General features: G+C 39.9%; 20 protein-coding genes. 6 read left to right on the top strand and 14 right to left on the bottom strand.

The genetic code is table 11. The features are described 5' to 3' along the window. The first annotated feature begins 6 nt into the window (after positions 1-6). Positions 7-1680 (top strand): DNA repair protein RecN, encoded by a 1674-nt coding sequence (gene recN / locus I6E78_RS10730; protein ID WP_197182459.1) that lies wholly within the window; start codon positions 7-9, stop codon positions 1678-1680. 690 nt (positions 1681-2370) lie between these two features. On the opposite strand, the gene I6E78_RS10725 is transcribed toward recN, so the two are convergent. After that, the gene (locus I6E78_RS10725; RefSeq protein WP_004335359.1) at positions 2371-2709 is read right to left on the bottom strand and encodes a Grx4 family monothiol glutaredoxin; all 339 of its coding nucleotides are present in this window, start codon (positions 2707-2709) and stop codon (positions 2371-2373) included. Positions 2710-2975: 266 nt separating this feature from the next. Between I6E78_RS10725 and I6E78_RS10720 the strand changes: the two genes are divergently transcribed. From I6E78_RS10720 to I6E78_RS10705, 4 genes are all read left to right on the top strand, one after another. Beyond that, positions 2976-3557 carry a superoxide dismutase gene (locus tag I6E78_RS10720; RefSeq protein ID WP_058373135.1) on the top strand — a complete coding sequence of 194 codons (582 nt, stop codon included), beginning with the start codon at positions 2976-2978 and terminating at the stop codon, positions 3555-3557. 210 nt (positions 3558-3767) lie between these two features. Then, the gene (locus I6E78_RS10715; RefSeq protein WP_197182458.1) at positions 3768-5690 is read left to right on the top strand and encodes a PrkA family serine protein kinase; all 1923 of its coding nucleotides are present in this window, start codon (positions 3768-3770) and stop codon (positions 5688-5690) included. Positions 5691-5720: 30 nt separating this feature from the next. Further along, the gene (locus I6E78_RS10710) at positions 5721-7004 is read left to right on the top strand and encodes a YeaH/YhbH family protein (protein ID WP_197182457.1); all 1284 of its coding nucleotides are present in this window, start codon (positions 5721-5723) and stop codon (positions 7002-7004) included. Between the two features lie 19 nt (positions 7005-7023). Beyond that, positions 7024-8538 (top strand): SpoVR family protein, encoded by a 1515-nt coding sequence (locus I6E78_RS10705; protein WP_058373132.1) that lies wholly within the window; start codon positions 7024-7026, stop codon positions 8536-8538. 78 nt (positions 8539-8616) lie between these two features. Here the strand turns inward: I6E78_RS10705 and I6E78_RS10700 are convergent, their stop codons facing one another. Together I6E78_RS10700 and I6E78_RS10695 are read right to left on the bottom strand one after the other, a co-directional pair. Beyond that, positions 8617-9588: a sensor domain-containing diguanylate cyclase gene (locus tag I6E78_RS10700; RefSeq protein WP_058373131.1), complete on the bottom strand. Its 972-nt coding sequence runs from the start codon at positions 9586-9588 to the stop codon at positions 8617-8619. Positions 9589-9593: 5 nt separating this feature from the next. Then, a complete protein-coding gene (locus I6E78_RS10695; RefSeq protein ID WP_058373130.1) occupies positions 9594-10598 on the bottom strand; it encodes a response regulator in 1005 nt (334 codons plus the stop codon). A 225-nt stretch (positions 10599-10823) separates the two neighbouring features. Here I6E78_RS10695 and tpx point away from each other — a divergent pair, with 225 nt between their 5' ends. Further along, the gene (gene tpx / locus I6E78_RS10690) at positions 10824-11405 is read left to right on the top strand and encodes a thiol peroxidase (protein ID WP_197182456.1); all 582 of its coding nucleotides are present in this window, start codon (positions 10824-10826) and stop codon (positions 11403-11405) included. Between the two features lie 74 nt (positions 11406-11479). Here tpx and adk read toward each other — a convergent pair whose 3' ends face one another. The 11 genes from adk to I6E78_RS10640 all read right to left on the bottom strand — a co-directional run bounded on the left by adk (position 11480) and on the right by I6E78_RS10640 (position 22029). Further along, positions 11480-12124, bottom strand: coding sequence for an adenylate kinase (gene adk / locus I6E78_RS10685; RefSeq protein WP_197182455.1), 645 nt, complete (start codon positions 12122-12124; stop codon positions 11480-11482). A gap of 164 nt (positions 12125-12288) precedes the next feature. Then, positions 12289-14202: a molecular chaperone HtpG gene (gene htpG, locus I6E78_RS10680; RefSeq protein ID WP_197182454.1), complete on the bottom strand. Its 1914-nt coding sequence runs from the start codon at positions 14200-14202 to the stop codon at positions 12289-12291. 104 nt (positions 14203-14306) lie between these two features. Next, entirely contained in the window at positions 14307-15026 is a 720-nt protein-coding gene (locus I6E78_RS10675; protein ID WP_197182453.1) for an RluA family pseudouridine synthase, read from the bottom strand. A 350-nt stretch (positions 15027-15376) separates the two neighbouring features. Continuing rightward, complete coding sequence (recR, locus tag I6E78_RS10670; RefSeq protein ID WP_058373067.1) at positions 15377-15985, bottom strand: recombination mediator RecR; 609 nt, start codon at positions 15983-15985, stop codon at positions 15377-15379. A gap of 6 nt (positions 15986-15991) precedes the next feature. Continuing rightward, a complete protein-coding gene (locus I6E78_RS10665) occupies positions 15992-16318 on the bottom strand; it encodes a YbaB/EbfC family nucleoid-associated protein (protein WP_011327886.1) in 327 nt (108 codons plus the stop codon). 63 nt (positions 16319-16381) lie between these two features. Next, positions 16382-18904, bottom strand: a complete 2523-nt coding sequence (dnaX, locus tag I6E78_RS10660) for a DNA polymerase III subunit gamma/tau (RefSeq protein ID WP_197182452.1) — start codon at positions 18902-18904, stop codon at positions 16382-16384. Between the two features lie 3 nt (positions 18905-18907). Next, on the bottom strand, positions 18908-19453 hold the full coding sequence (gene apt, locus I6E78_RS10655) for an adenine phosphoribosyltransferase (protein ID WP_197182451.1): 546 nt from the start codon (positions 19451-19453) through the stop codon (positions 18908-18910). Positions 19454-19616: 163 nt separating this feature from the next. After that, complete coding sequence (locus tag I6E78_RS18845) at positions 19617-19739, bottom strand: hypothetical protein (RefSeq protein WP_011327883.1); 123 nt, start codon at positions 19737-19739, stop codon at positions 19617-19619. Positions 19740-19811: 72 nt separating this feature from the next. Then, entirely contained in the window at positions 19812-20564 is a 753-nt protein-coding gene (locus tag I6E78_RS10650) for an HvfC family RiPP maturation protein (protein WP_197182450.1), read from the bottom strand. Positions 20565-20607: 43 nt separating this feature from the next. Next, the gene (locus I6E78_RS10645) at positions 20608-21465 is read right to left on the bottom strand and encodes an HvfB family MNIO-type RiPP peptide maturase (protein ID WP_442960315.1); all 858 of its coding nucleotides are present in this window, start codon (positions 21463-21465) and stop codon (positions 20608-20610) included. A gap of 93 nt (positions 21466-21558) precedes the next feature. Further along, complete coding sequence (locus tag I6E78_RS10640; RefSeq protein ID WP_197182449.1) at positions 21559-22029, bottom strand: HvfA family oxazolone/thioamide-modified RiPP metallophore; 471 nt, start codon at positions 22027-22029, stop codon at positions 21559-21561. Positions 22030-22174 lie beyond the last annotated feature (145 nt).

Here is a 22174-nt window from a genome sequence, read left to right as displayed (position 1 = left end):
AACAGTATGTTAATTGGTTTAGAAATTAAAAATTTCGCAATTGTAAGTAATTTAAGTACAGAGTGGCAAAACGGCATGACCGCTATTACCGGTGAAACGGGTGCGGGTAAGTCGATAGCTATTGATGCCCTTTCGCTATGCCTAGGCGAGCGCGCCGAAGCCTCTGCTGTGCGCCCAAACACAGATAAAGCGGAAGTGTGCGCGCAATTTGATTTAAGTAATTTGCCCCTCGCTCATGCTTTTTTAGAACACCATATGTTGAGCAACGCCGATAACGAATGTTTATTGCGCCGCGTGGTGTGTAAAAATGGCCGCAGCAAAAGCTACATTAATGGCAGCGCTGTAACAGCAGCGCAACTAAAAGAGCTTGGCCAGTATTTAATTTCGATTCATGGCCAGCATGCCCACCAACACTTGTTAAAAGCCGAGCATCAACTGCAGCTACTAGATGCTTATGCTGGACATCATAACTTGGTCAGTGACGTTAGCCAAAGCTATAAGCAATTTGCTAATTTACAAAAAGAATTTAAACACTTACAACAACAACAGCAGCAACAAGCTGCGCAAAAACAACTATTAGAATACCAAGTAGCAGAGCTTAACGAGTTTGCCCTACAAGAAGGTGAATTTGAACAAATAGAAGCTGAGCATTACAAATTAAGTAATAGCCAAACGATTTTAGAAACGTGTCAGCGTGAGTTACAGCATTTATACGAAAGTGATGAGCAAAATGCTTGTTCGTTATTGCAACACAGCGCGCAACAATTTTCTGAGCTGGCACAATATGACGAAACATTAGCAAGCGTAGCTACATTGCTTGCAGAGGCCGCAGTACAAGTAGAAGAAGCTAGCCGAGAAGTACGCAGTTACACTGAGCAGGCCGATTTAGACCCTGCTCGCTTAGTAGAGGTAGAAAACAGATTAAGCGGCGCTATGGATTTAGCGCGTAAACACCATATTAAACCGCAAGCATTGGTTGAATTTCACCAAGCTATTAGCCAAGAGCTTGAGTCTATTAGCAATAACAGCTCTCGCTTAGAGCAATTAGAATCTGAAATTGAAAACACACTTAGCCATTATCAACATGCTAGTGAACAACTAAGCCAAAGCCGCCGTGAGTATGCTAATACACTAAACCGTTTAATTAGTGACAGCATGGCAAACCTGTCAATGGAAAACGGCATATTTGAAATTGCCCTAACTCAAGAAACCGAACGCGCACCAAATAGCTTAGGTTACGACAATGTATCGTTTTTAGTGTCAACCAACCCAGGGCAACCATTACAACCATTAGCAAAGGTTGCTTCGGGTGGTGAGTTGTCGCGTATAAGTTTAGCTATTCAGGTCATTATTGCGCAAAAAGTCACAACACCCACCCTCATTTTTGATGAAGTTGATGTGGGGATTTCTGGGCCAACGGCCTCTGCTGTTGGTAAGTTATTGCGTCAATTAGGTAAGTCTACCCAAGTGATTTGTGTTACCCATTTACCGCAAGTAGCCAGTAGCGCGCATCAACAATTTTTTGTTGCTAAAGAAATAGCAAATGGAGAAACCTTTACCCATATGCTGCCTTTAAACAAAGATGGCAGAGTTAACGAAATAGCTCGCCTATTAGGGGGTGACAATATAAGTAAAACAGCAAAAGCAAACGCTAAAGAGCTAATAATGGCACACGCTTAATATTAGTTTTGTGCGTTTATTTTAATAAGTGATTAGTAGGGTTAAAGGTTAAGGATTAAAATGCAAAATACAGTTGCCTACTTTTGTTTAACTGCGGGCTGGTTAGTGTTAATAATTAGCCTCGCTTTTCTGATTTTGAGTACCTTTAAACATACTCACTTTAAGCAGGTTTTATTGCGCTATTTAAATACAGCATTGGTGTGGCAGTTATTGGTCACGCTGGTTTTTATAATGAATAATACAACAGCCACTTTAAACAATTTTATTATTAGTTGTGGGCTCATAATTACATTGCAATTACTATGTAATTTAGCTTGTTATTTAGGTTTAAAACGCGCAAAAGCTAAAGGCAGGCCCTCGTTAGATCATTTTTCTATGGACTAAGTGTTACTACATTTTATTCAAGCAATAAATAAAGTACTTACAGTGTAATAAAGCGCTTTAATGTGATGCTCTAATATTGGCTCTTAGTAGGTATTTTATTGCTGATCTACTCAACTTTTTAAGGCTAAAAGCTAGTGTTGCAGCATTTACGCACGTCTAATTTGGTTTGGCTGGGAAGTTTTTAATGATTAATTTATCGATAAGAAACGATTAATAAAAAACAATAAAACCACTATAAAAGTGGTTTTATTGTTTTAGCAAAATTTTGTATCAATACACCTTAAAAAGCGTGCTTATCGAGATATATTATTCTGCGTCAGCTTCTTTATATTTAGCTGCTGTTTCAGTAATTAATGGTTGTAATTCACCACGCTGAAACATTTCGATGATAATATCACAACCACCAACTAATTCGCCATCTACCCATAACTGTGGGAATGTAGGCCAATTTGCATAAGCAGGAAGCTCAGCACGAATGTCTGGATTAAGTAAAATATCAACATATGCAAATGGTTCACCACATGACATTAACGCTTGTGATGCTTGTGAAGAAAAACCACAGTTAGGCAACTTAGGCGATCCTTTCATGAAAAGGATTATTGGGTTTTCTGAAATTTGCTGTTTAATTTTATCAATGGTTTCCATCTACAACCTCAAAATGACGATAATTTAATATACCTAGGCCTTGAAAATAACTCAGTGAGACCATAGATCTATAACTTAAAATGGGCAAATAAAGCCGCAATTGAAATAGTCTTTAGCAACAGCATTGCTGTTTGCTAAAACTTGAGTAGAATACTCAACAATTATAGTAACACTATATTCCCGTTTGGTATAGATAACTGGCCTGTTCCAACAGGCATTACGTATTACTAAATGGACTATTAACTAAAAGAAGATGGAGATAAAAAATGGCATTTGAACTACCGTCACTACCATATGCAATTGATGCACTTGAGCCACATATTTCAAAAGAAACTCTTGAGTTTCATCATGGTAAACACCACAACACTTATGTTGTTAAACTTAATGGCTTGATCCCAGGCACTGAGTTTGAAAACAAATCTCTAGAAGAAATCGTATGTTCATCAGACGGTGGCGTATTTAACAACGCTGCACAAATCTGGAACCATACGTTCTACTGGAACAGTTTATCGCCAAATGGCGGTGGCGCACCTACTGGCGCGGTTGCTGATGCAATCAATGCTAAATGGGGCTCTTTTGATGCATTTAAAGAAGCATTAAACGACAAAGCAGTTAATAACTTTGGTTCAAGCTGGACTTGGTTAGTTAAACTAGCTGATGGTTCACTAGACATAGTTAACACTTCTAACGCTGCTACACCATTAACTGATGATGGCGTTACTCCAATCCTAACTGTGGATTTATGGGAACACGCTTACTACATCGATTACCGTAACGTTCGTCCAGATTACCTTAAAGGTTTTTGGTCGCTAGTTAACTGGGAATTCGCGAACGCTAACTTCGCTTAATTAGCCCTTAAAAGCTAAATTTAAAAAGACGCTGCGGCGTCTTTTTTTATGCTTGGTCAATTACCATCTCCCTGTACTAGTACCTCTTATATTAAAAAGTCAAGATCATAATTTTTAATATAAATTTTTAATTTTATTGCACAAAAATTCAAAATCGTGACTAGACTTTAAAAAGTTAAGCTATTTTTAAAGTGGGTTTTGGAGGTCTTTATGACGATTTTTGATCATTACCAAGCACGATACGAAGCTGGACAAGAAGAAGAGTACAGTATCGCTGAGTTTTTAGATATTTGTAAAACCGACAAATCTGCCTATGCAAGTGCCCCTGAGCGCCTACTAATGGCAATTGGCGAGCCACAAATGGTAGACACAGCAACAGACGCACGCTTAAGTCGATTATTTTCTAATCGTGTTGTAGCACGCTACCCTGCCTTTGCTGATTTTTATGGTATGGAAGATGCCATCGAGCAAATTGTTTCTTATTTAAAACACGCCTCTCAAGGTCTCGAAGAGTGTAAACAAATTCTTTATTTATTGGGTCCGGTTGGTGGTGGTAAATCATCAATTGCCGAAAAACTGAAATACTTAATGCAACAAGTACCAATTTATTCTATTAAAGGCTCCCCTGTAAACGACCATCCGCTGTCATTATTCGACCCGATTGAAGATGCTCAATTACTTGAACAAGAATACGGCATTAAACCTCGCTATTTAAAAACCATTATGTCGCCTTGGGCCGGAAAACGCTTAAAAGAATTTAACGGCGACATTAGCCAATTTAAAGTGGTTAAGCGCTACCCTTCTATATTAAATCAAATAGGGATTGCCAAAACAGAGCCTGGGGATGAAAACAACCAAGATATTTCGGCACTAGTGGGTAAAGTAGATATTCGTCAACTAGAACATTTTGCACAAAATGATCCCGATGCTTACGCCTACTCTGGATCTTTATGTTTAGCAAACCAAGGCTTAATGGAGTTTGTTGAGATGTTCAAAGCGCCTATTAAGGTACTGCATCCTCTGCTAACAGCCACCCAAGAGGGTAACTATAACGGTACTGAAGGTATTAGTGCTCTGCCCTTTAACGGCATGATACTAGCCCACTCTAACGAATCTGAGTGGCAAACTTTTAAAAACAATAAAAACAATGAGGCATTCCTAGACCGGGTATATATTGTTAAGGTTCCTTATTGCTTACGTGTTACCGAAGAAATTAAAATTTACGATAAGCTACTTCAGCACAGTGAGTTGTACAACGCGCCGTGCGCCCCGGGAACACTTAAAATTTTAGCGCAGTTTTCAACGCTATCACGATTGAAAGAGCCTGAAAACTCGAGTCTTTTTTCAAAAATGCGAGTATATGACGGCGAAACCCTAAAAGACACCGACCCAAAAGCTAAATCGTATCAAGAGTATCGAGACTATGCTGGGGTTGATGAAGGTATGACAGGACTTTCTACCCGTTTTGCTTTTAAAATTTTATCGCGAGTATTTAATTTTGACACCCTAGAGGTTGCTGCGAACCCAGTACATTTATTTTATGTGTTAGAACAACAAATTGAGCGTGAGCAATTTTCATCTGATACTGAAGAGCGTTATCTGAGTTTTTTAAAAGGCTATTTAATTCCACAATATGTTGAGTTTATTGGTAAGGAGCTGCAAACCGCATACTTAGAGTCGTATTCTGAATACGGACAAAATATTTTTGACCGTTATGTTATTTACGCCGATTTTTGGATTCAAGATCAAGAATATCGCGACCCCGATACTGGCCAACTATTTGACCGTGATGCCCTTAATGCAGAACTTGAAAAAATAGAAAAGCCAGCGGGTATTTCTAATCCAAAAGATTTTCGTAACGAAATAGTAAATTTTGTGCTTAGGGCTCGAGCGCACCATAACGGTAAAAATCCACTGTGGACCAGCTACGAAAAATTGCGCACTGTGATCGAGAAAAAAATGTTCTCTAACACCGAAGATTTACTACCCGTTATTTCGTTTAATACCAAAACCTCTGCCGAGGATCAGCAAAAACACGAAGACTTTGTTAATCGTATGGTCGAAAAAGGCTACACACAAAAACAAGTGCGGTTGTTATCTGAATGGTATTTACGGGTTAGAAAATCGCAATAACCTTCATGTTGGTAGTTTAGGAGGTAATTAATGGCGCATTTTATCGATAGGCGATTAAACGCAAAGAATAAAAGCACGCTTAATCGCCAGCGCTTTATTAGGCGCTATAAAAAACAAATTAAAGAAGCGGTTTCTGATGCGATTAATAAACGCAGTGTCACCGACGCAAGCTCGGGGGAGAGTATTTCTATTCCGCAGCGCGATATTAGCGAACCTACATTTCATCAAGGCAAAGGCGGCAATAGGGAACAAATACACCCAGGGAACGATCAGTTCTCTACTGGCGATAAAGTAGAGCGCCCTAAAGGTGGGCAAGGTGGTGGCGCAGGAGGCGGTGAGGCGAGCGACTCGGGAGAAGGTCAAGACGAATTTGTATTTTCGATTTCAAAAGATGAATATTTAGATTTATTGTTTGAGGATTTAGAGCTGCCAAACCTGCAAGAAAATCAGCTCGATAAACTAGTACAAATGAAAACTCATCGCGCTGGTTTTTGCAGCGATGGTATGCCAAGTAATATTGATATTGTGCGCTCACTCAAAGGCTCGTTAGCACGTCGCGTGGCCATGAGCTCAGGTAAAAAGCGTTTATTAGCAGAGCTTGAAGCTCAGTTAGTTATTTTACTTGCACAAGCACATCCTGATAAAGCTGCTATTGTGCTGTTAAGTAGTGAAATTGAACTGATTAAAAAGCAAATTAAGGCAGTGCCTTTTATTGATAATTACGACTTACGTTTTCGTAATTACGAAAAACGCCCTCATCCTACCAGCAAAGCCGTGATGTTTTGTATTATGGATGTGTCTGGCTCTATGGATCAGGCCACAAAAGACATGGCTAAGCGCTTTTATATTTTGCTATATCAGTTTTTAACACGCAGCTATAAAGACATTGAAGTGGTATATATTCGCCATCACACGCAAGCTAAAGAAGTTGACGAACAAGAGTTTTTTTACTCCCAAGAGACCGGCGGCACGATTGTTTCGAGTGCCCTTAAACTCATGGACGAAATAATTAAAGAGCGCTACAACTCTGAACAATGGAATGTGTATGCCGCGCAAGCGTCTGATGGTGATAACTGGGCAGACGACACACCGCAATGTGGACAAATTTTGCGTAATAAATTATTAAATGCAGTGCGCTATTTTGCCTATATAGAAATAACCACACGGGCGCATCAAAGTTTATGGCGCGAGTATCAAGACATAACCCAAAGCCATGCTAATTTTGCCATACAACATATTCAAAGCGTTGAGGATATTTACCCTATTTTTAGAGAGCTATTTAAAAAAGGTCGTCAACAGCAAGGGGCTGCATAGCCTAAGCGAGGTAGTAAATATGAAGGATAAACATATAAGTGATGGCCCAGATTGGACTTTTGAGTTATTGGCCCAGTACCGTGATGAAATAGCCCGTGTTGCACAGCACTACCGCTTAGACACGTACCCTAATCAAATTGAAGTGATCACCGCTGAGCAGATGATGGATGCCTATTCTAGCGTTGGTATGCCTATAGGCTATAGCCATTGGTCATACGGTAAAAAGTTTATTCAAACTGAGCAAAATTATAAACGCGGTCAAATGGGATTAGCCTACGAAATCGTCATTAACTCCGATCCGTGTATTGCCTATTTAATGGAAGAAAACACCCTGCCCATGCAAGCACTGGTTATGGCGCATGCTTGTTATGGGCATAATTCTTTTTTTAAAGGGAATTACTTATTTAAAACCTGGACCGACGCCGGCTCAATTATCGATTACCTACTGTTTGCTAAAAAGTACATTAGCCGCTGCGAAGAAAAATACGGTATTACTGAGGTAGAAACCCTGCTCGACTCTTGCCATGCGCTAATGAATTACGGCGTAGACAGATACAAGCGCCCGCAACGTATTTCATTATTTGAAGAACAAAAGCGCCAGCAAGAACGAAAAGACTATCTACAATCACAAGTAAACGAGTTGTGGCGCACTATTCCAGCGCAACAACAAGAAGCTAAAAAGCATGAGCGTCATTTTCCACAAGAGCCACAAGAAAATATTTTATACTTTATTGAAAAAAATGCGCCGCTGCTAGAGTCATGGCAGCGTGAAATCATTCGGATTGTACGTAAAATATCGCAATATTTTTATCCGCAAAAACAAACCCAGGTGATGAATGAAGGTTGGGCTACATTTTGGCATTATACTATTTTGAATCACTTATATGACGAAGGAAAATTGACTGATTCATTTATGATGGAGTTTTTACAAAGCCACACTAATGTGATCTATCAACCGCCTTATAATAGCCAATATTACTCGGGTATAAACCCTTATGCTCTGGGCTTTAATATGATGGTAGACATTCGCCGTATTTGTGAGCAGCCAACAGAGGAAGATAAACGCTGGTTCCCGCAGTATGCTGGCAGTAATTGGCTCGACACGCTGCACTTTGCAATGCAAAACTTTAAAGATGAGAGTTTTATAAGCCAGTTTTTATCGCCTAAACTGATCCGTGACTTTAAATTATTTACTATTGTTGATCATACAAATAACTCTCACTTAGAAATAGGTGCTATTCATGATGATAATGGTTATCAAGCAGTGAGAGAGGCGTTGTCTGCGCAATATAATTTAAGCAATCACGAGCCTAATATTCAAATCTATAATGTTGATATTAGAGGCGACAGATCACTTACATTACGTTATGTGCCGCACAATAATATTCCGCTCGCTAACTCACACGATGAAGTGCTTAAACATCTGTACCGTTTATGGGGGTTTAAAGTAAAGCTAGAGCAAGAGTCGAGTAGCGGTGAGGTTTCTATTCTTAGTCAATGTCCAATAGATGATTATCGTCACACTACAGAGTAAATAATCTGAGTTATGGATAATAGATTTATTAAGCAACGCTGCATACTCGCGTTAACTAACCAATGTAAAAAATGACGCTTAGCCGTCATTTTTTACATTGTCAAACATAGTAATACTATTTCTACCATTATGTTTTGAATTATAAAGTGCTTTATCGGCCGCCTCAATCCAGCGTTCATGGTTTTTAAATTCATTACTATAAGAGGCAATGCCAATACTGACCGTCATACTCACTAGCTGATCTTTGTAAACCACCGGAGTTGCCGCTATTAGCTCGCGTAAACGCTCAGCTATTATCAGTGCTCCTTGTTTATCGGTATCGAGTAAGGTGATAGCAAATTCTTCACCACCGTAGCGCCCTGCTATATCGGTTTCGCGCAAAGTGTCTTTTAGTAGTTTTGCAATATGACGCAATGCCTCATCACCACAACTGTGGCCATACTCATCGTTCACTTTTTTAAAGTGGTCAATATCAAACATTAATAAAGTACTGCAACCACCACTGCGTTTAGTACGCAAAAACTCTTGGCGTAACGTATGCTCCCAATGCCCTCGGTTAGCGAGCTGCGTTAAGCTGTCGGTTTGACTCACTTGCTCAAGTTTTTTATTTAACTGTTCGAGTTCTTTTTTATTAACGGCTACATCGGTTACATCGTAAATAATAATACATATATGCTCAACGTCACCACGGGTATTTGTTAATGGAATAAAAGTGGCGTTTTGGTACATATAATCTGCTTTACCAGTAATTGGTCGATAGTTTTTAAAGCGAAAAATATAAGGCTGCTGTTCCCAAATTGTAAACGAGCGGTTTTTTAATACAAATACGGATTCAGATTTACTTCTAAACCATTTTTCATCTATTGCGGGAAATAAATCAAACAAGTCTTTGTGCTTAACTGCGCTTGGCAGTAATCCTGAATGATTTTCCATAAAACCATTCCACACACACACTTTATATTCTCTGTCGAGCACCACTAGGCCCACATCAACAGTATTAAACATATCCATTAACCAATGGATTTCATTCATATTTAAATCAGCTGACATAATCGTTAATCTTCTAATAGGTAGGCAACTTTGTACTTCAAAGTTTTTAGTGAGTCTTCGGTAAATAACAACATCAAATCGCAATTTATATCGTGGTTTTCAATACCGTAACTTATTTCAATTGCTAAGGTACGTTGCCAGCGTGGTTTGTTAGATTTAACCAGCTCTGATACATCTCGGTGCTGGCCCAGCACTATGGGATGCCCTTGGCTAAATGTCATATCGAGCTGCTTAGAGAGTCCTGTTAAAATAGCGCCAATAAGTATATTGCTAATATCCATTAACAGCTCTAGCTCTACTTTTTCGTTAAGTTCACCGTCGTAGTTCATTAGCGATGCTATTTCTTTAAAGCTCGAGTCATTTAAAAGTAATAACGCTTCTCCTGATACACCGCCGCCTATAAAACCTTGGCAAATACCCGAGGTTGAGGTGCTGTTATCAATTGAGCGCAGCGCCATATCAAGCTCATTCACCTCTAAAATATTAACATTCGGTATGGGCAGCTTAACAAATACATTCAGTAGCCTTGCCAGCAGATCCCCTGCTTGCCCCATGGCTACGTTAGTAAGCTCTTGGTATATATCTCGCACATCTGGGTCTACCTGCTCCCCTAACGAATGCGCAAGGCGTTCTCGTATTGCTTTGTCTTTAATGCCGTGATGTTCAATAATAGTGGCTAGCTTTTCTGCGGAGCAAGGTTTTTGAATAAAATCAATTGCACCTAGTTCTAATACACGCTCATGTGCCGCCGGCTGAATATCGCCAGAAACCACCACAGTGAGCACATTAAGACCCAGCTCTCGTATTGCTATGAGTACTTCATAGCCATCCATTTCCGGCATATTTAAATCAAGAAAAAGAATTTCGGGCTGTAATTTTTTTATTTGGTTTATACAATCTACACCGTCATGCGCAAATTCAATTTTAATATCCCAATCCTCTGGCAAAGATCGAGCTAACTGGCGTCTAGCTAATTTTGAATCATCACATATTAGTACCGATGTTGACATATTCTCTCTCTATTTTGACCCTATTCTAGGTATCAAACTGCATTAATAAAGGTTTAATTATTATTTTTATATACATATTTTTTACATATGTATGTTATATCAAAGTATACCTTGTTTACAATTTTTGATTAATAAATAAAAGCACATGCTTATTCTGCTTGGTGAGCACTTCGCAGTATAATACACTTAACGCTATTACAGCCTGAACCTAAAAGGAAATACCCTATGTTTCGCTCGTTAATTTTTGCATTAAGTGCATTTAGTTCTGTGGCTTTTGCTGCCGATTATACCGAAAACACGCTTGATGCAGGCAAAGTCTCTGCACAAGGCAAACCTGTTACTTTATTAGGTGAGGGAGTTGCTATAGGTGATAGCGCACCAGAGTTTAAAGTGGTCGACGCTAACTTTACCCCTGTTACATTGAGTGCGTATAAAGGCCAAGCCGTTTTGATTAGCGTAGTACCTAGTTTAGATACCGGTATTTGCAGCCTACAAACTAAACACTTTAACGAAAAAGTAGCACAACAATTTCCAAACATAACCATGTTGACCATTAGTAGCGATTTACCTTTTGCGCAAAAACGTTTTTGCAAAGCTGAGAACATAGATAAGGTAATTGTGCTTTCTGATTCGGTATGGCACGACTTTGGTCAGAAGTATGGATTTATAATTAAAGATATGGGGCTGTTAACACGCGCTGTACTTATTTTAGATAAAAACCATAACGTGGTTTATAAGCAATTAGTGAGTAGCCTTGCAACTGAACCAGAATACGCCAGCGTGATTGAAAAACTAAAGGCACTCTAAATTAACGTAAACTCTGCACAAAAAAACCGCTAAATTTTACATTAGCGGTTTTTTATTTAATATAGGGCTGTAAATTAGCCTAACAGCTCACCTAACTGTTTGCTAATAGCATCAACAGCTTGTGTACCATCTAGCTTATGATACTGGGTGTTACCCGCAGCAGCTTCTGCTTGGTAGTAATCAACCAATGGCATAGTTTGCTCATGGTAAATACCTAAGCGTTTACGTACTGTTTCTTCAGTATCGTCTGCACGAATAATAAGCTCTTCACCTGTTTCGTTGTCTTTATCTGCCACTTTCGGTGGGTTATAAACAACGTGATAAACACGACCAGAACCTGGATGAACACGACGTCCACCCATACGCTCAACAATCACTTCATCTGCAACATCAAATTCAATAACGTGATCAACCACTACGCCATTTTCTTTCATTGCATCAGCTTGTGGGATAGTGCGCGGGAAACCGTCTAATAAAAAGCCATTTTCGCAATCAGCTTTAGTAATACGCTCTTTTACTAAACCAATGATAATATCGTCAGAAATTAACTGGCCTGAATCCATTACTTTTTTTGCTTCAAGACCCAGTGGAGTGCCTTCTTTAATTGCTGCACGTAACATATCACCAGTCGAAATTTGTGGAATACCGTATTTATCCATCAAGTACTGAGCTTGAGTGCCTTTACCTGCACCCGGCGCGCCCAAAAGAATAATGCGCATATCATTGTCCCTTAGTAATAGTTTGTTTTTTGAAGCCTGAATTCTTCCATAAGCGCCGCCGATACTCAAGCAACTTATACTAATTGATAAGTCATTCGCGGGCTTATAGCGTATAAAAAAGGGAACTTACGTTCCCTTTTAACTTAATCTTTCATTTTTTAAACTTATTTGCTTAATTCAAGCATTAGTTTATTTAAGCGAGTTACAAACCCTGTAGGGTCTTTAAGTGTGCCACGCTCTGCAAGGAGTGCTTGGTCAAGTAGTACATGCGACCACTGTGCAAACTTATCTTCGTCTTGCTCATCATTTAAATGCTTAACAAGTTGATGCTCTGGGTTTAGCTCAAACACAGGTTTTGCTTCAGGAGCAGCTTGACCAACCGACTCCATTAGCTTTTGCATTTGTGAGCTCATGTCGTTGTCATCGCTAACAACACATGCTGGAGAGTCGGTTAAACGATGCGTAAAGCGTACTTCTTTAACTTCATCACCTAACGCAGTTTTAATACGCTCTACTAAACCGGCAACTTCTTTTTCAGACTCTTCTTGCGCTTTTTTAGTCTCTTCGTCGTCAAGCTTACCTAAGTCTAAATCACCACGGGTGATTGATTGTAGTTGCTTATCAGCAAATTCAGTTAAGTGGCTCATCATCCACTCATCTACACGGTCGCTTAGCAGTAATACTTCAATGCCTTTTTTACGGAAAATCTCTAAATGCGGAGAGTTTTTCGCAGCAGTAAACGTGTCAGCCACTACGTAGTATATTTTGTCTTGGCCTTCATCCATGCGCTCAACATATTGCTCAAGCGATACATCTTGCGTTGCTGAATCGGTATGCGTAGAAGAAAAACGTAATAGTTTACAAATTGCTTCTTTATTAGCTGCATCCTCTGCAGGGCCTTCTTTGATCACTTGACCAAATTCATTCCAAAATACTTGGTAATCGTCAGCTTTGTTTTTAGCCATACGCTCAAGCATTTTAATAATACGCGATGTACACCCTTTACGAATAGCTTGCGTTACTTTGTTGTCTTGTAAAATTTCGCGAGATACGTTTAGTGGTAAATCGTTTGAATCCAATAAACCTTTTACAAAACGTAAATAACTTGGCATGAACTGTTCAGCGTCATCCATGATAAATACGCGCTGTACGTACAGTTTTAAACCACTTTGGCGATCACGATTCCATAAGTCGAATGGCGCTTTTTTAGGAATGTATAACAAACTAGTGTATTCAGTTTTACCTTCTACCTTGTTATGCGCCCAGCTTAGTGGATCTTCCCAATCGTGGCTTACGTGTTTGTAAAACTCTTTGTATTCGTCATCTGAAAGCTCTGACTTATCACGAGTCCACAGTGCAGTAGCGCGGTTAATACTTTCCCACTCACCTGGTACTGCTGGGATTTTTTCGCCATCTTCACCTTCAGACTCTGGTACTTCTGCTTTGTACATTTGTACTGGGGTCGAAATATGATCCGAGTATTTAGTCACTATGCTGCGCAGGCGCCACTCATCAGCAAACTCTTTTTCTTCTTCGCGAAGATGTAAAATAATGTCGGTACCACGGCCCTCTTTTTCAATTTCTTGCAGCGTGTACTCGCCTTCACCTTGAGACTCCCACTCGTAAGCCGTTGTTTCGCCGGCTTTACGGGTACGTACCGTTACTAAATCTGCCACAATAAATGCTGAGTAAAAACCAACACCAAACTGACCAATTAACTGCGAGTCTTTACTTTGATCGCCAGTTAAGTTTTTGAAAAATTCAGCAGTACCCGATTTTGCAATAGTACCCAATGAGCTTATTACTTCATCGCGTGTCATACCAATACCATTATCAGAAATAGTAATGGTGTTAGCTTCTTTGTCAGCGCTAATACGTACACGTAAGTCAGCGTCGCCTTGGTACAGATCACCTTGTGATAATGCTAAAAAGCGTAACTTGTCTGCTGCATCTGAGGCATTTGACACAAGTTCACGTAAAAATATTTCTTTATTAGAATAAAGAGAATGGATCATCAGGTTTAATAGTTGTTTTACTTCTGTTTGAAAGCCTAATGTTTCTTTTTGTGCTGCAGTCATTAATATATCTCCAATTTGCAAAGTGTCTGCGTTATGCACTTAATATGGGGGGAGCTGCTAGAACTTCAAGGGAAAAAATAAAAAAAGTCCCAACCAATATTGTCTTAAAAATAAAACGTACTAGCGCATTGCATATGAATTTGCTCATTGTTTACCGGGTGCTGAAAATACAAATCACTTGCATGAAGCTGTAAGCGCGCTGCCATATGCTCGCTTTGTGCATTGTTATATAAATCGCACCCTAAAATAGGATGCCCTATAAACTGGCTGTGAATACGCAATTGGTGCGTACGCCCTGTAATGGGTGTAAATTGCACTAAGGTTCGCTGTGGTTGCGTTAGGCGTTGCAGCACTTTATATTCACTTACGGCAGTCTTGCCTGTGGCTTCGCAGATTTTAACCCGCGGAAAAAGCAGTTTATCTTTTGCTATCGACGCACTAATTTGCCCTTCGTCGTCAATTAACCACCCGTGTAACATGGCTACATAGCGCTTTTTAATTGTACGCGCCTGAAACTGTTTATTTAGATGCTTAGAAGCCGCTGCGTTTAATCCCACAACCATAATGCCCGATGTACCTAAGTCTAACCTGTGCGGTAACTTAGCCTCGGGGTACGCAGCCGTAATACCTGCTTGCCCATTCACTAAACGATAATGCACTGAATCCCAATTGAGCGGGTTTTTCCCCGACAAGCTCAACAAACCACTGGGTTTGTTGATCAGTAAAATGTCTTCATCTGCAAAGAGGATTTCAACCAAGCCATCACACTGTGGTGCTACAAAATCATCAACTATAATCATGGTATCGGAGTCAGGAGTCGGCATAATTATTCCTTAAAATTAGGACTGGTTATACTGCTTAACCTAAACTCTGGTTAAGAGATTTACTAACGTATTGAATCATAATTATATTTAAATTAATTTCTCTAGCCAGAGGTTTTCAGTGAAAACAAGGCGTATTTACGCGTCAATAGCTGCTTGAGATAGGTTTATTATCCGGAGTTTAGGTTACTTACTATGCCTGAATTAGTAGGCTTAATATTTATACCAATCCAATTAAAAACATGACTATGCTGGCAATGCACGTCTTTAATCTAGTTGGCTTACGTACAACAAAAAAGCCCACATAACTTAATTATGCAGGCTTTTTTACAATTTCTAACAGCAGTTATCAGTTAGTCTTGTGTTACCGTTCGCCTGCCACTAAAGGCATGCATTAACGTTGTACCGTCGACTAAGTCAAGCTCACCACCTACCGGTATACCATGAGCAATACGTGAGGCACCTACTTTGTACTTATGACAAAGCTGAGCAATATAATGTGCCGTGGTTTCGCCTTCAACCGTAGGGTTGGTTGCTAAAATCACCTCGTTTATACCGCTTTGTGCCAGCTTTGCCTCTAAAACATCTAGGCCAATTTCTTTAGGGCCAATACCATCAATAGGCGATAAATGCCCCATTAATACAAAGTACAACCCTAAATATTGACCCGTTTGCTCTATAGCAAGTACGTCGCTTGGCGATTCAACAACACATAATATGCCGCTATCTTGGCGTTTAGTACTTAAACAAATATCGCACTGCGACTGCTCGCAAAAAGTGCGACATGACTCACAATGACCAACCGCCGTCATAGCTTTTGTCAGTGCATTGCCAAGCTGAGTGCCGCCTTTACGGTCGCGCTCCAGTAAATGAAAAGCAATACGTTGCGCTGACTTAGGGCCAATGCCCGGCTGACAGCGCAATGCCTCTATAAGCTGAGTTAAACTAGCTGAAAGTTGCATATAGGCTTAAAACGGCATTTTCATACCTGGTGGTAATTGCATACCGCCAGTTACTTTGCCCATACGCTCTTGTGTTTCGTCTGCTACACGGCGAACAGCATCGTTACATGCTGCTGCAAGTAAGTCTTCAATCATGTCTTTGTCGTCTTGCATTAAGCTCTCATCAAGCTCTACGCGACGAACGTTGTGGTTACCTAGCATAGTTACTTTAACTAAACCGGCACCGGCTTCGCCTACAACTTCTAATGTTGCAATTTCGTCTTGGGCTTTTTGCATGCGATCTTGCATTTGCTGCGCCTGCTTCATCATGTTACCCATTCCACCTTTAAACATAACTTTCTCTCTTTCTTTTTTAATACATTAACTAGGTTACTAAATAAGGGCAGTTGTAATAAATTACAATGCCTGAATGCTGTTTTCGTCAATTTCGGCACTAAATAGCTGCTGAAATTGTACTATATTATCGTCTGAGGTGATCACATCTATTGCTTGCTGATGACGACCTGCATCAATTTTTTGTTGAATTAAATAAGGCGAATCAATCACCCCTTTAGCAAAATTAATACTCAGTGTTACATTGTGCTCATAAATACTGGATAACGCCGCATCAAGTCTTTGGCGTAGCATGGGCGTATCTAAATGTTTTTGTGATTCATCAACATCTATATGCAAATTATTGCCTTGCTTAGTAAAAATAGAGTGCAACGCAAACTGGCGCATACGCCCGCCTAATCCCATGCGTTTAATTAAATATGCCCACTCGTCTTGCTGATGCGCAAAGCGAATTTCGCTTATTGGGCTCTGAAAATCATCAGGCGCTGGAATGCTAGGCTGCGCTACAGCAACCTCGGGTACTTTTTGCGGGTTAATTTGCTCAAGTAGCTCAGGGGCTAAATTTTCGGTAATTGTTTGGTGCTTTGCTTTAAAGTCTATTTTTCGCTCAGGTTTTGACTCAAACTGAACTTGGCTTGCTGCCTTGTTTTGGCTCCCCGCTAGTGGGAGCTGTGGCTTTTTTTCGCTCTCACCTGCGAAATCATTAGGCCACGGCGGCGGATTGTCTGTGTGTGTTTTCTGCGCATTATTGTTAGCTCTACTGTGATTAATTGCATCGCTATTTGCTGTAACATTTTGCTCATTGCTGTTACTGCTATTAGCAGTAAAGCGACTCGGCCGACTGTTAGCAGAGCTTAAATTTGCTGTATTTTGCTGCTTAGTCTCTTTTGCATTTGAGAGCTTACCCGCACCCGATATATTTCTATCTCTTAAAATACGTGCAATAGCAGATTGTGCTCGCGCTTCTTGTTCGCTAATTGAGGTGTCTGTCGCTTGGCTTTGCTGAGCTTGCGCTGCCGTATTTGTTGCAGGGTTAAACCCTTGATCAACCGCACTACTAATAACATCATCAAACTGTGCCGCTAATGAGTGCTCTAAATTACTTTGCTGTAAGTAGGCCTCATCTTCGCTTTGACGCTGCGCTTGCTCGTCAGTTACGTCATTTGTATGCTGATGTTGCTGAGTAACTAATTGCTCACTCACCGCTTCATTTTGCACAGCCGACACAACTGCTTGCTCTACTGCTGATACAGTTGTAGAAACCTGCTGCGTTGTATTAGAGTTATTATTAAGAGTGTCGGGCGCTACGTTTTGCGGCTCTGATAGCTTAGCGACCTCAGCTGGTTTTGGCTCAATAATTTGTGGTTGCGTTGTATCATTATTTTGAGCTGTGCTTGGCAGCGGTTTACTTTTATTTAAAATATCACGTAAGGCACTGGCCTTTGTCGTATTACTTTGCACCGGCTGTGTATTTACAGCTACTGGTTGCTGGTTTTGTGTATCAATTGGTTGAAACGCTAACAGCCTTAGCATAATCATTTCAAAGCCTAAACGAGGCTCTGGCGCCCATTGTAGATCTTTTTTACCGTTTAACAGTAGCTGATAGTAAATTTGAATTTGCTGTGGATTTGTATTTTGAGCAACATGCGTGATGTAATCGGCATTTGTTTCATCAAGAGCGGCAGCTTCAGGTACTAATTGGCTTAACTGTGTCAAATGCGTTAATGCAATTAAATCATCTAGTAAGGCCACAAAGTTAGGGTTTCTGCTAGCAACATTTGCTACTTCTTTCATTAGCGCTGCGCCATCTTGGGCAAGTAACGCGGCTAGTAAACTTTGGCTATAATGCGTGTCCATTAAACCAAGCATAGTTTGTACCGCTTGGTTGTTAATATCACCATTAGTTTGTGCTATAGCTTGGTCGGTTAAGCTAAGCGCATCTCGCATACTACCGTCTGCGGCTTTGGCAATAATGCGCAAAGCATCGTTGTCAAAGTTCAGTTTTTCATGCGTCAGTACGTGTTCAAGCTGAGTTTTTATTTCATTTTGCGATAACGCATTTAAGTTAAATTGCAAGCAGCGAGATAATATAGTGACTGGTAGCTTTTGTGGATCGGTAGTCGCAAGTAAAAATTTTACATGCTCAGGCGGCTCTTCCAACGTTTTTAGTAACGCATTAAAGCTGTGCTTAGAAAGCATGTGAACTTCATCGATTAGGTATACTTTATAGCGCCCTCGTGTGGGTGCGTATTGTACGTTATCGAGTATTTCGCGGGTGTCTTCTACTTTAGTGCGCGAAGCTGCATCTATTTCGAGTAGGTCAATGTAACGTCCTGCTTCTATATCTTTACAGCTGCTACATTGACCACACGGATTTGCCGAAATGCCTTCATCACAATTTAAGCTTTTAGCAAAAATACGCGCTATTGTGGTTTTACCCACACCTCGGGTTCCAGTGAATAAATAAGCGTGGTGCAGTCTATTTTGCGTTAACGCATTAACCAGCGCTTGTTTAACATGAGACTGTCCAACCAATTCATGAAAGGTTTGTGGACGCCATTTTCTCGCTAGAACCTGATAACTCATCGATTACTCGCCTTCGAATTCAACCAATTTTAGGATTTTAATACCCATTTTTGCGATACGCTTTTCACCACCAAGTTCTGGTAATGAAACAACAAATGCTGCATCAGTGGCTTCGCCACCTAATTTTTGCACTAATTTAATGGTTGCCTCAATAGTACCACCGGTTGCTAGTAAGTCATCAACAAGCAATACTTTGTCACCTGGAACGATAGCATCTACATGCAGTTCTAACGTGTCTTCGCCATATTCTAGTAGGTAGTCTTGACGAACAACTTCACGCGGCAGTTTGCCTGGCTTACGCACTGGAATAAATGGAATACCCAAAGCATAAGACAAGGGTGCACCAAAAATAAAGCCTCGTGATTCAGTACCAATAATTTTGGTAAAACCCTGATCTTTATATGCAGTAATAAAAGCATCGATAGTCGCTTTAAATGCATCTGGGTTTGCCATTAGTGTCGTTACATCGCGAAACATAATGCCCGCTTTAGGGTAATCAGCAATCGTAGTTATGCTGTTTTTGATAATTGCAGGTGTTACTTGAGTCATAATTTTAACTGCTCAATGGTTTATATTACAAAGCAGCTGATTATAACCTTAAGTGACCTTTGATTGCGAGTTTGACGTTATTATAAAAGGTGTTTTAACCGTTTCAGGCGAGGGGAAGTTTTAAAAATAAGGCTGTTGGTAACAACAGCCTTGAGATAAATAATTAAGATAACACAGCAAACCAGCCAACAATTGCATTTAAGCAACCAATACCTACAAATATAGCTACGAAGCCAAAAAAGTACGCTGCATTGAACGGATCTTTAAATTCTTTATCATCTGACATTGTTACAACCTTTTATTAAGCACGACACATAAGGGCGTCATAATAAACGATGTAAAATAATCTATAAAGAGCTTAAGCTTGATTTTTTGTCACTATAATCCCAAGCTGCGCCATAGCACGTAAGGTAACGAGTGCGCCTTGGGCAATTTGTGCAGCGCTAAACTGCACAGCATGGCGGGTTACTTGCTCGCAAATAGTATCGAGTATTAAACCATCATGCTCACTTATAATCGATAATAACAAGGCTGTCATGGCATTCGTTGCTAAAAATTGAACTTCATCATCGCCATCGCGATATACTACAAAATAATTAGGCTGTGCTGATGGCTGTTGCGGCTGAAACTGCCTACTTATTGTTTGCACCGCAAATTGGTAACTTAAATTACGCGCGGTACTTGATAAGTATAAGCGCGCAGAGGCAACCTGTTCAGAATCTATGAGTTGCTCATCTTCAGCCTGCTGTGTAATAGCTACATCTAATTCAATCCATTCATAATGGGCAAGTTCGAGCATAAATGGCGGATCATATTTTTGCATTTCATAATTACTTGATAAGTAATTAATAAACTCCCTTGCTATATCTAAAAAGTACGGCGAGTGACAATCATATTCACTAAAAAATCGGCGAATAAGCATTTGCCATTGTTTATCGCTGTATAAGGTTTTTAACACCGGAAAACCTGACGAAATAAATCCAACAATATTATTAAAAAATAAATCGCGGTAAATCGCCATGCGTCTATCTTCAATCCCTTGCGGCTTTTTATGTTGGCTGGGTTTGCGAATATGCGCCATGAATTCGTTTTGTATTTCAATAAAGCTCATCTAAATACTCCTTTTGCAGGCACTCTAGGTTCAGACATGCTTATTAAGCTCGCTGCTTGATTAGTGATTTATCAAGGTATTTTGCTTGCAGGTTATGAATAATATCTAGCTCTTTGGTTAATACATTAACGGTCGGTATATTAAAATCTCGCTCGAGCAGCGTCGAAAATACACCGTGAGTTTGGTACGCTTTATCGAGTAACTGCCAAACTGGGTCAATTACATCTGCACCATGGGTATCTACAATTAGATCATCGGCTTCATTGTAATGCCCAGCTACATGGCCGTAAGCAATACGCTGTGTCGGTAATCCGGTTAAAAAGGCTTCTGCGTCATAACCATGGTTTACTGAGTTCACATAAATATTATTCACATCGAGTAACAGCTTACAATCAGCTTGCTCTAAAATAGCATTAGTAAACGCCAGCTCTGACATTTGCTGCCCAGGGGCTGCGTAATAAGACACATTTTCTATGGCAATTTGGCGCCCTAATATGTCTTGTACTTGTTTGATACGCGGCACTACATGAGCAATCGCTTCTAAAGTAAACGGAATCGGCATTAAATCGTACATATGCCCTGTGCCAGAGCAGTAACTTAAGTGCTCGCTGTAAATTTTTATATCATGTTCATCAAAAAACATTTTTAGTGATTTTACAAATTCAATATCAATTGGCGCAGTTGAGCCAATTGAAAGCGATAAGCCATGACAAGCAAAACTATTAGCACTGATTAATGCTTTAAATTGTTTTTTAAAACGCCCGCCTAATTTTAGCCAATTTTCTGGAGCAACTTCCATAAAATCGACTTGTTTAGGTACATGCACTAGTAACTCGTCAAGCATTTCTCTACGTAAGCCTAAACCAACCATACCTAAGTCAGTATTTATAATTTGTGTCATAACCACTCCCAACAAAAAGGGCCAACCGGCCCTTTATTCTATATGGTATTAAAGTATTTAACCTGAAGTAAAGTTATTCTACTTTAATAAAATTTAATGACCGCCACACTTACCTTCACCGCACTTGCCTTCTTTTTTGGCTTTTGCATCTGCGCCACTTTTAGCTTCGCCACATTTACCTTCTTTTTTAGCTTTTGCATCGCCGCCGCATTTGCCTTCTTTTTTAGCTTTGGCATCTGCACCACATTTAGCTTCGCCGCATTTGCCTTCTTTTTTAGCTTTGGCATCTGCACCACATTTAGCTTCGCCACATTTGCCTTCTTTTTTAGCTTTTGCATCTGCACCGCATTTAGCTTCGCCACATTTGCCTTCTTTTTTAGCTTTTGCTTCGCCGCCACATTTACCTTCGCCACACTTACCTTCGGTAGCATCTATTTGATAGCCGGTAACCATTTGTTGAAACTCAAAAGGATTTGCTTGCACATCCACTGATACAAAGCTTGCAGAGCCAACAACAACTGCACCTAGTGTTAACGCGATTGAACTTTTTTTGATTGTATTCATTATATGACTCTCTTTTTAATAAGATTGTATAACCAAAGAATTGGAAAATACGAGTATGTATTTAAGTAGACCTGTATAAAAATAAAAAATTTCATTTTATTTTAATTATTTGTAAACTTTTTGGCTAAAGTAACTATGCGCGGTA

The sequence above is a fragment of the Pseudoalteromonas sp. NZS127 genome (genome assembly GCF_015864805.1).
GTDB lineage: Bacteria > Pseudomonadota > Gammaproteobacteria > Enterobacterales > Alteromonadaceae > Pseudoalteromonas > Pseudoalteromonas nigrifaciens.
Note: the sequence above shows the minus strand (reverse complement) of the source record. Positions and strands in the feature narration are given on the sequence as shown.

Bases quoted from the DNA above. Each gene is read 5' to 3' on its own strand.
- I6E78_RS10665 (WP_011327886.1), bottom strand. From the start codon at position 16,318: ATGTTTAAAGGTGGAATGGGTAACATGATGAAGCAGGCGCAGCAAATG.
- tpx (WP_197182456.1), top strand. From the start codon at position 10,824: ATGTTTCGCTCGTTAATTTTTGCATTAAGTGCATTTAGTTCTGTGGCT.
- I6E78_RS10705 (WP_058373132.1), top strand. From the start codon at position 7,024: ATGAAGGATAAACATATAAGTGATGGCCCAGATTGGACTTTTGAGTTA.
- I6E78_RS10700 (WP_058373131.1), bottom strand. From the start codon at position 9,588: ATGTCAGCTGATTTAAATATGAATGAAATCCATTGGTTAATGGATATG.
- recN (WP_197182459.1), top strand. From the start codon at position 7: ATGTTAATTGGTTTAGAAATTAAAAATTTCGCAATTGTAAGTAATTTA.
- I6E78_RS10695 (WP_058373130.1), bottom strand. From the start codon at position 10,598: ATGTCAACATCGGTACTAATATGTGATGATTCAAAATTAGCTAGACGC.
- I6E78_RS10710 (WP_197182457.1), top strand. From the start codon at position 5,721: ATGGCGCATTTTATCGATAGGCGATTAAACGCAAAGAATAAAAGCACG.
- I6E78_RS10645 (WP_442960315.1), bottom strand. From the start codon at position 21,465: ATGACACAAATTATAAATACTGACTTAGGTATGGTTGGTTTAGGCTTA.
- I6E78_RS10650 (WP_197182450.1), bottom strand. From the start codon at position 20,564: ATGAGCTTTATTGAAATACAAAACGAATTCATGGCGCATATTCGCAAA.
- I6E78_RS18845 (WP_011327883.1), bottom strand. From the start codon at position 19,739: ATGTCAGATGATAAAGAATTTAAAGATCCGTTCAATGCAGCGTACTTT.
- I6E78_RS10725 (WP_004335359.1), bottom strand. From the start codon at position 2,709: ATGGAAACCATTGATAAAATTAAACAGCAAATTTCAGAAAACCCAATA.
- htpG (WP_197182454.1), bottom strand. From the start codon at position 14,202: ATGACTGCAGCACAAAAAGAAACATTAGGCTTTCAAACAGAAGTAAAA.
- I6E78_RS10715 (WP_197182458.1), top strand. From the start codon at position 3,768: ATGACGATTTTTGATCATTACCAAGCACGATACGAAGCTGGACAAGAA.
- I6E78_RS10675 (WP_197182453.1), bottom strand. From the start codon at position 15,026: ATGCCGACTCCTGACTCCGATACCATGATTATAGTTGATGATTTTGTA.
- I6E78_RS10720 (WP_058373135.1), top strand. From the start codon at position 2,976: ATGGCATTTGAACTACCGTCACTACCATATGCAATTGATGCACTTGAG.
- recR (WP_058373067.1), bottom strand. From the start codon at position 15,985: ATGCAACTTTCAGCTAGTTTAACTCAGCTTATAGAGGCATTGCGCTGT.
- adk (WP_197182455.1), bottom strand. From the start codon at position 12,124: ATGCGCATTATTCTTTTGGGCGCGCCGGGTGCAGGTAAAGGCACTCAA.
- dnaX (WP_197182452.1), bottom strand. From the start codon at position 18,904: ATGAGTTATCAGGTTCTAGCGAGAAAATGGCGTCCACAAACCTTTCAT.
- I6E78_RS10640 (WP_197182449.1), bottom strand. From the start codon at position 22,029: ATGAATACAATCAAAAAAAGTTCAATCGCGTTAACACTAGGTGCAGTT.
- apt (WP_197182451.1), bottom strand. From the start codon at position 19,453: ATGACTCAAGTAACACCTGCAATTATCAAAAACAGCATAACTACGATT.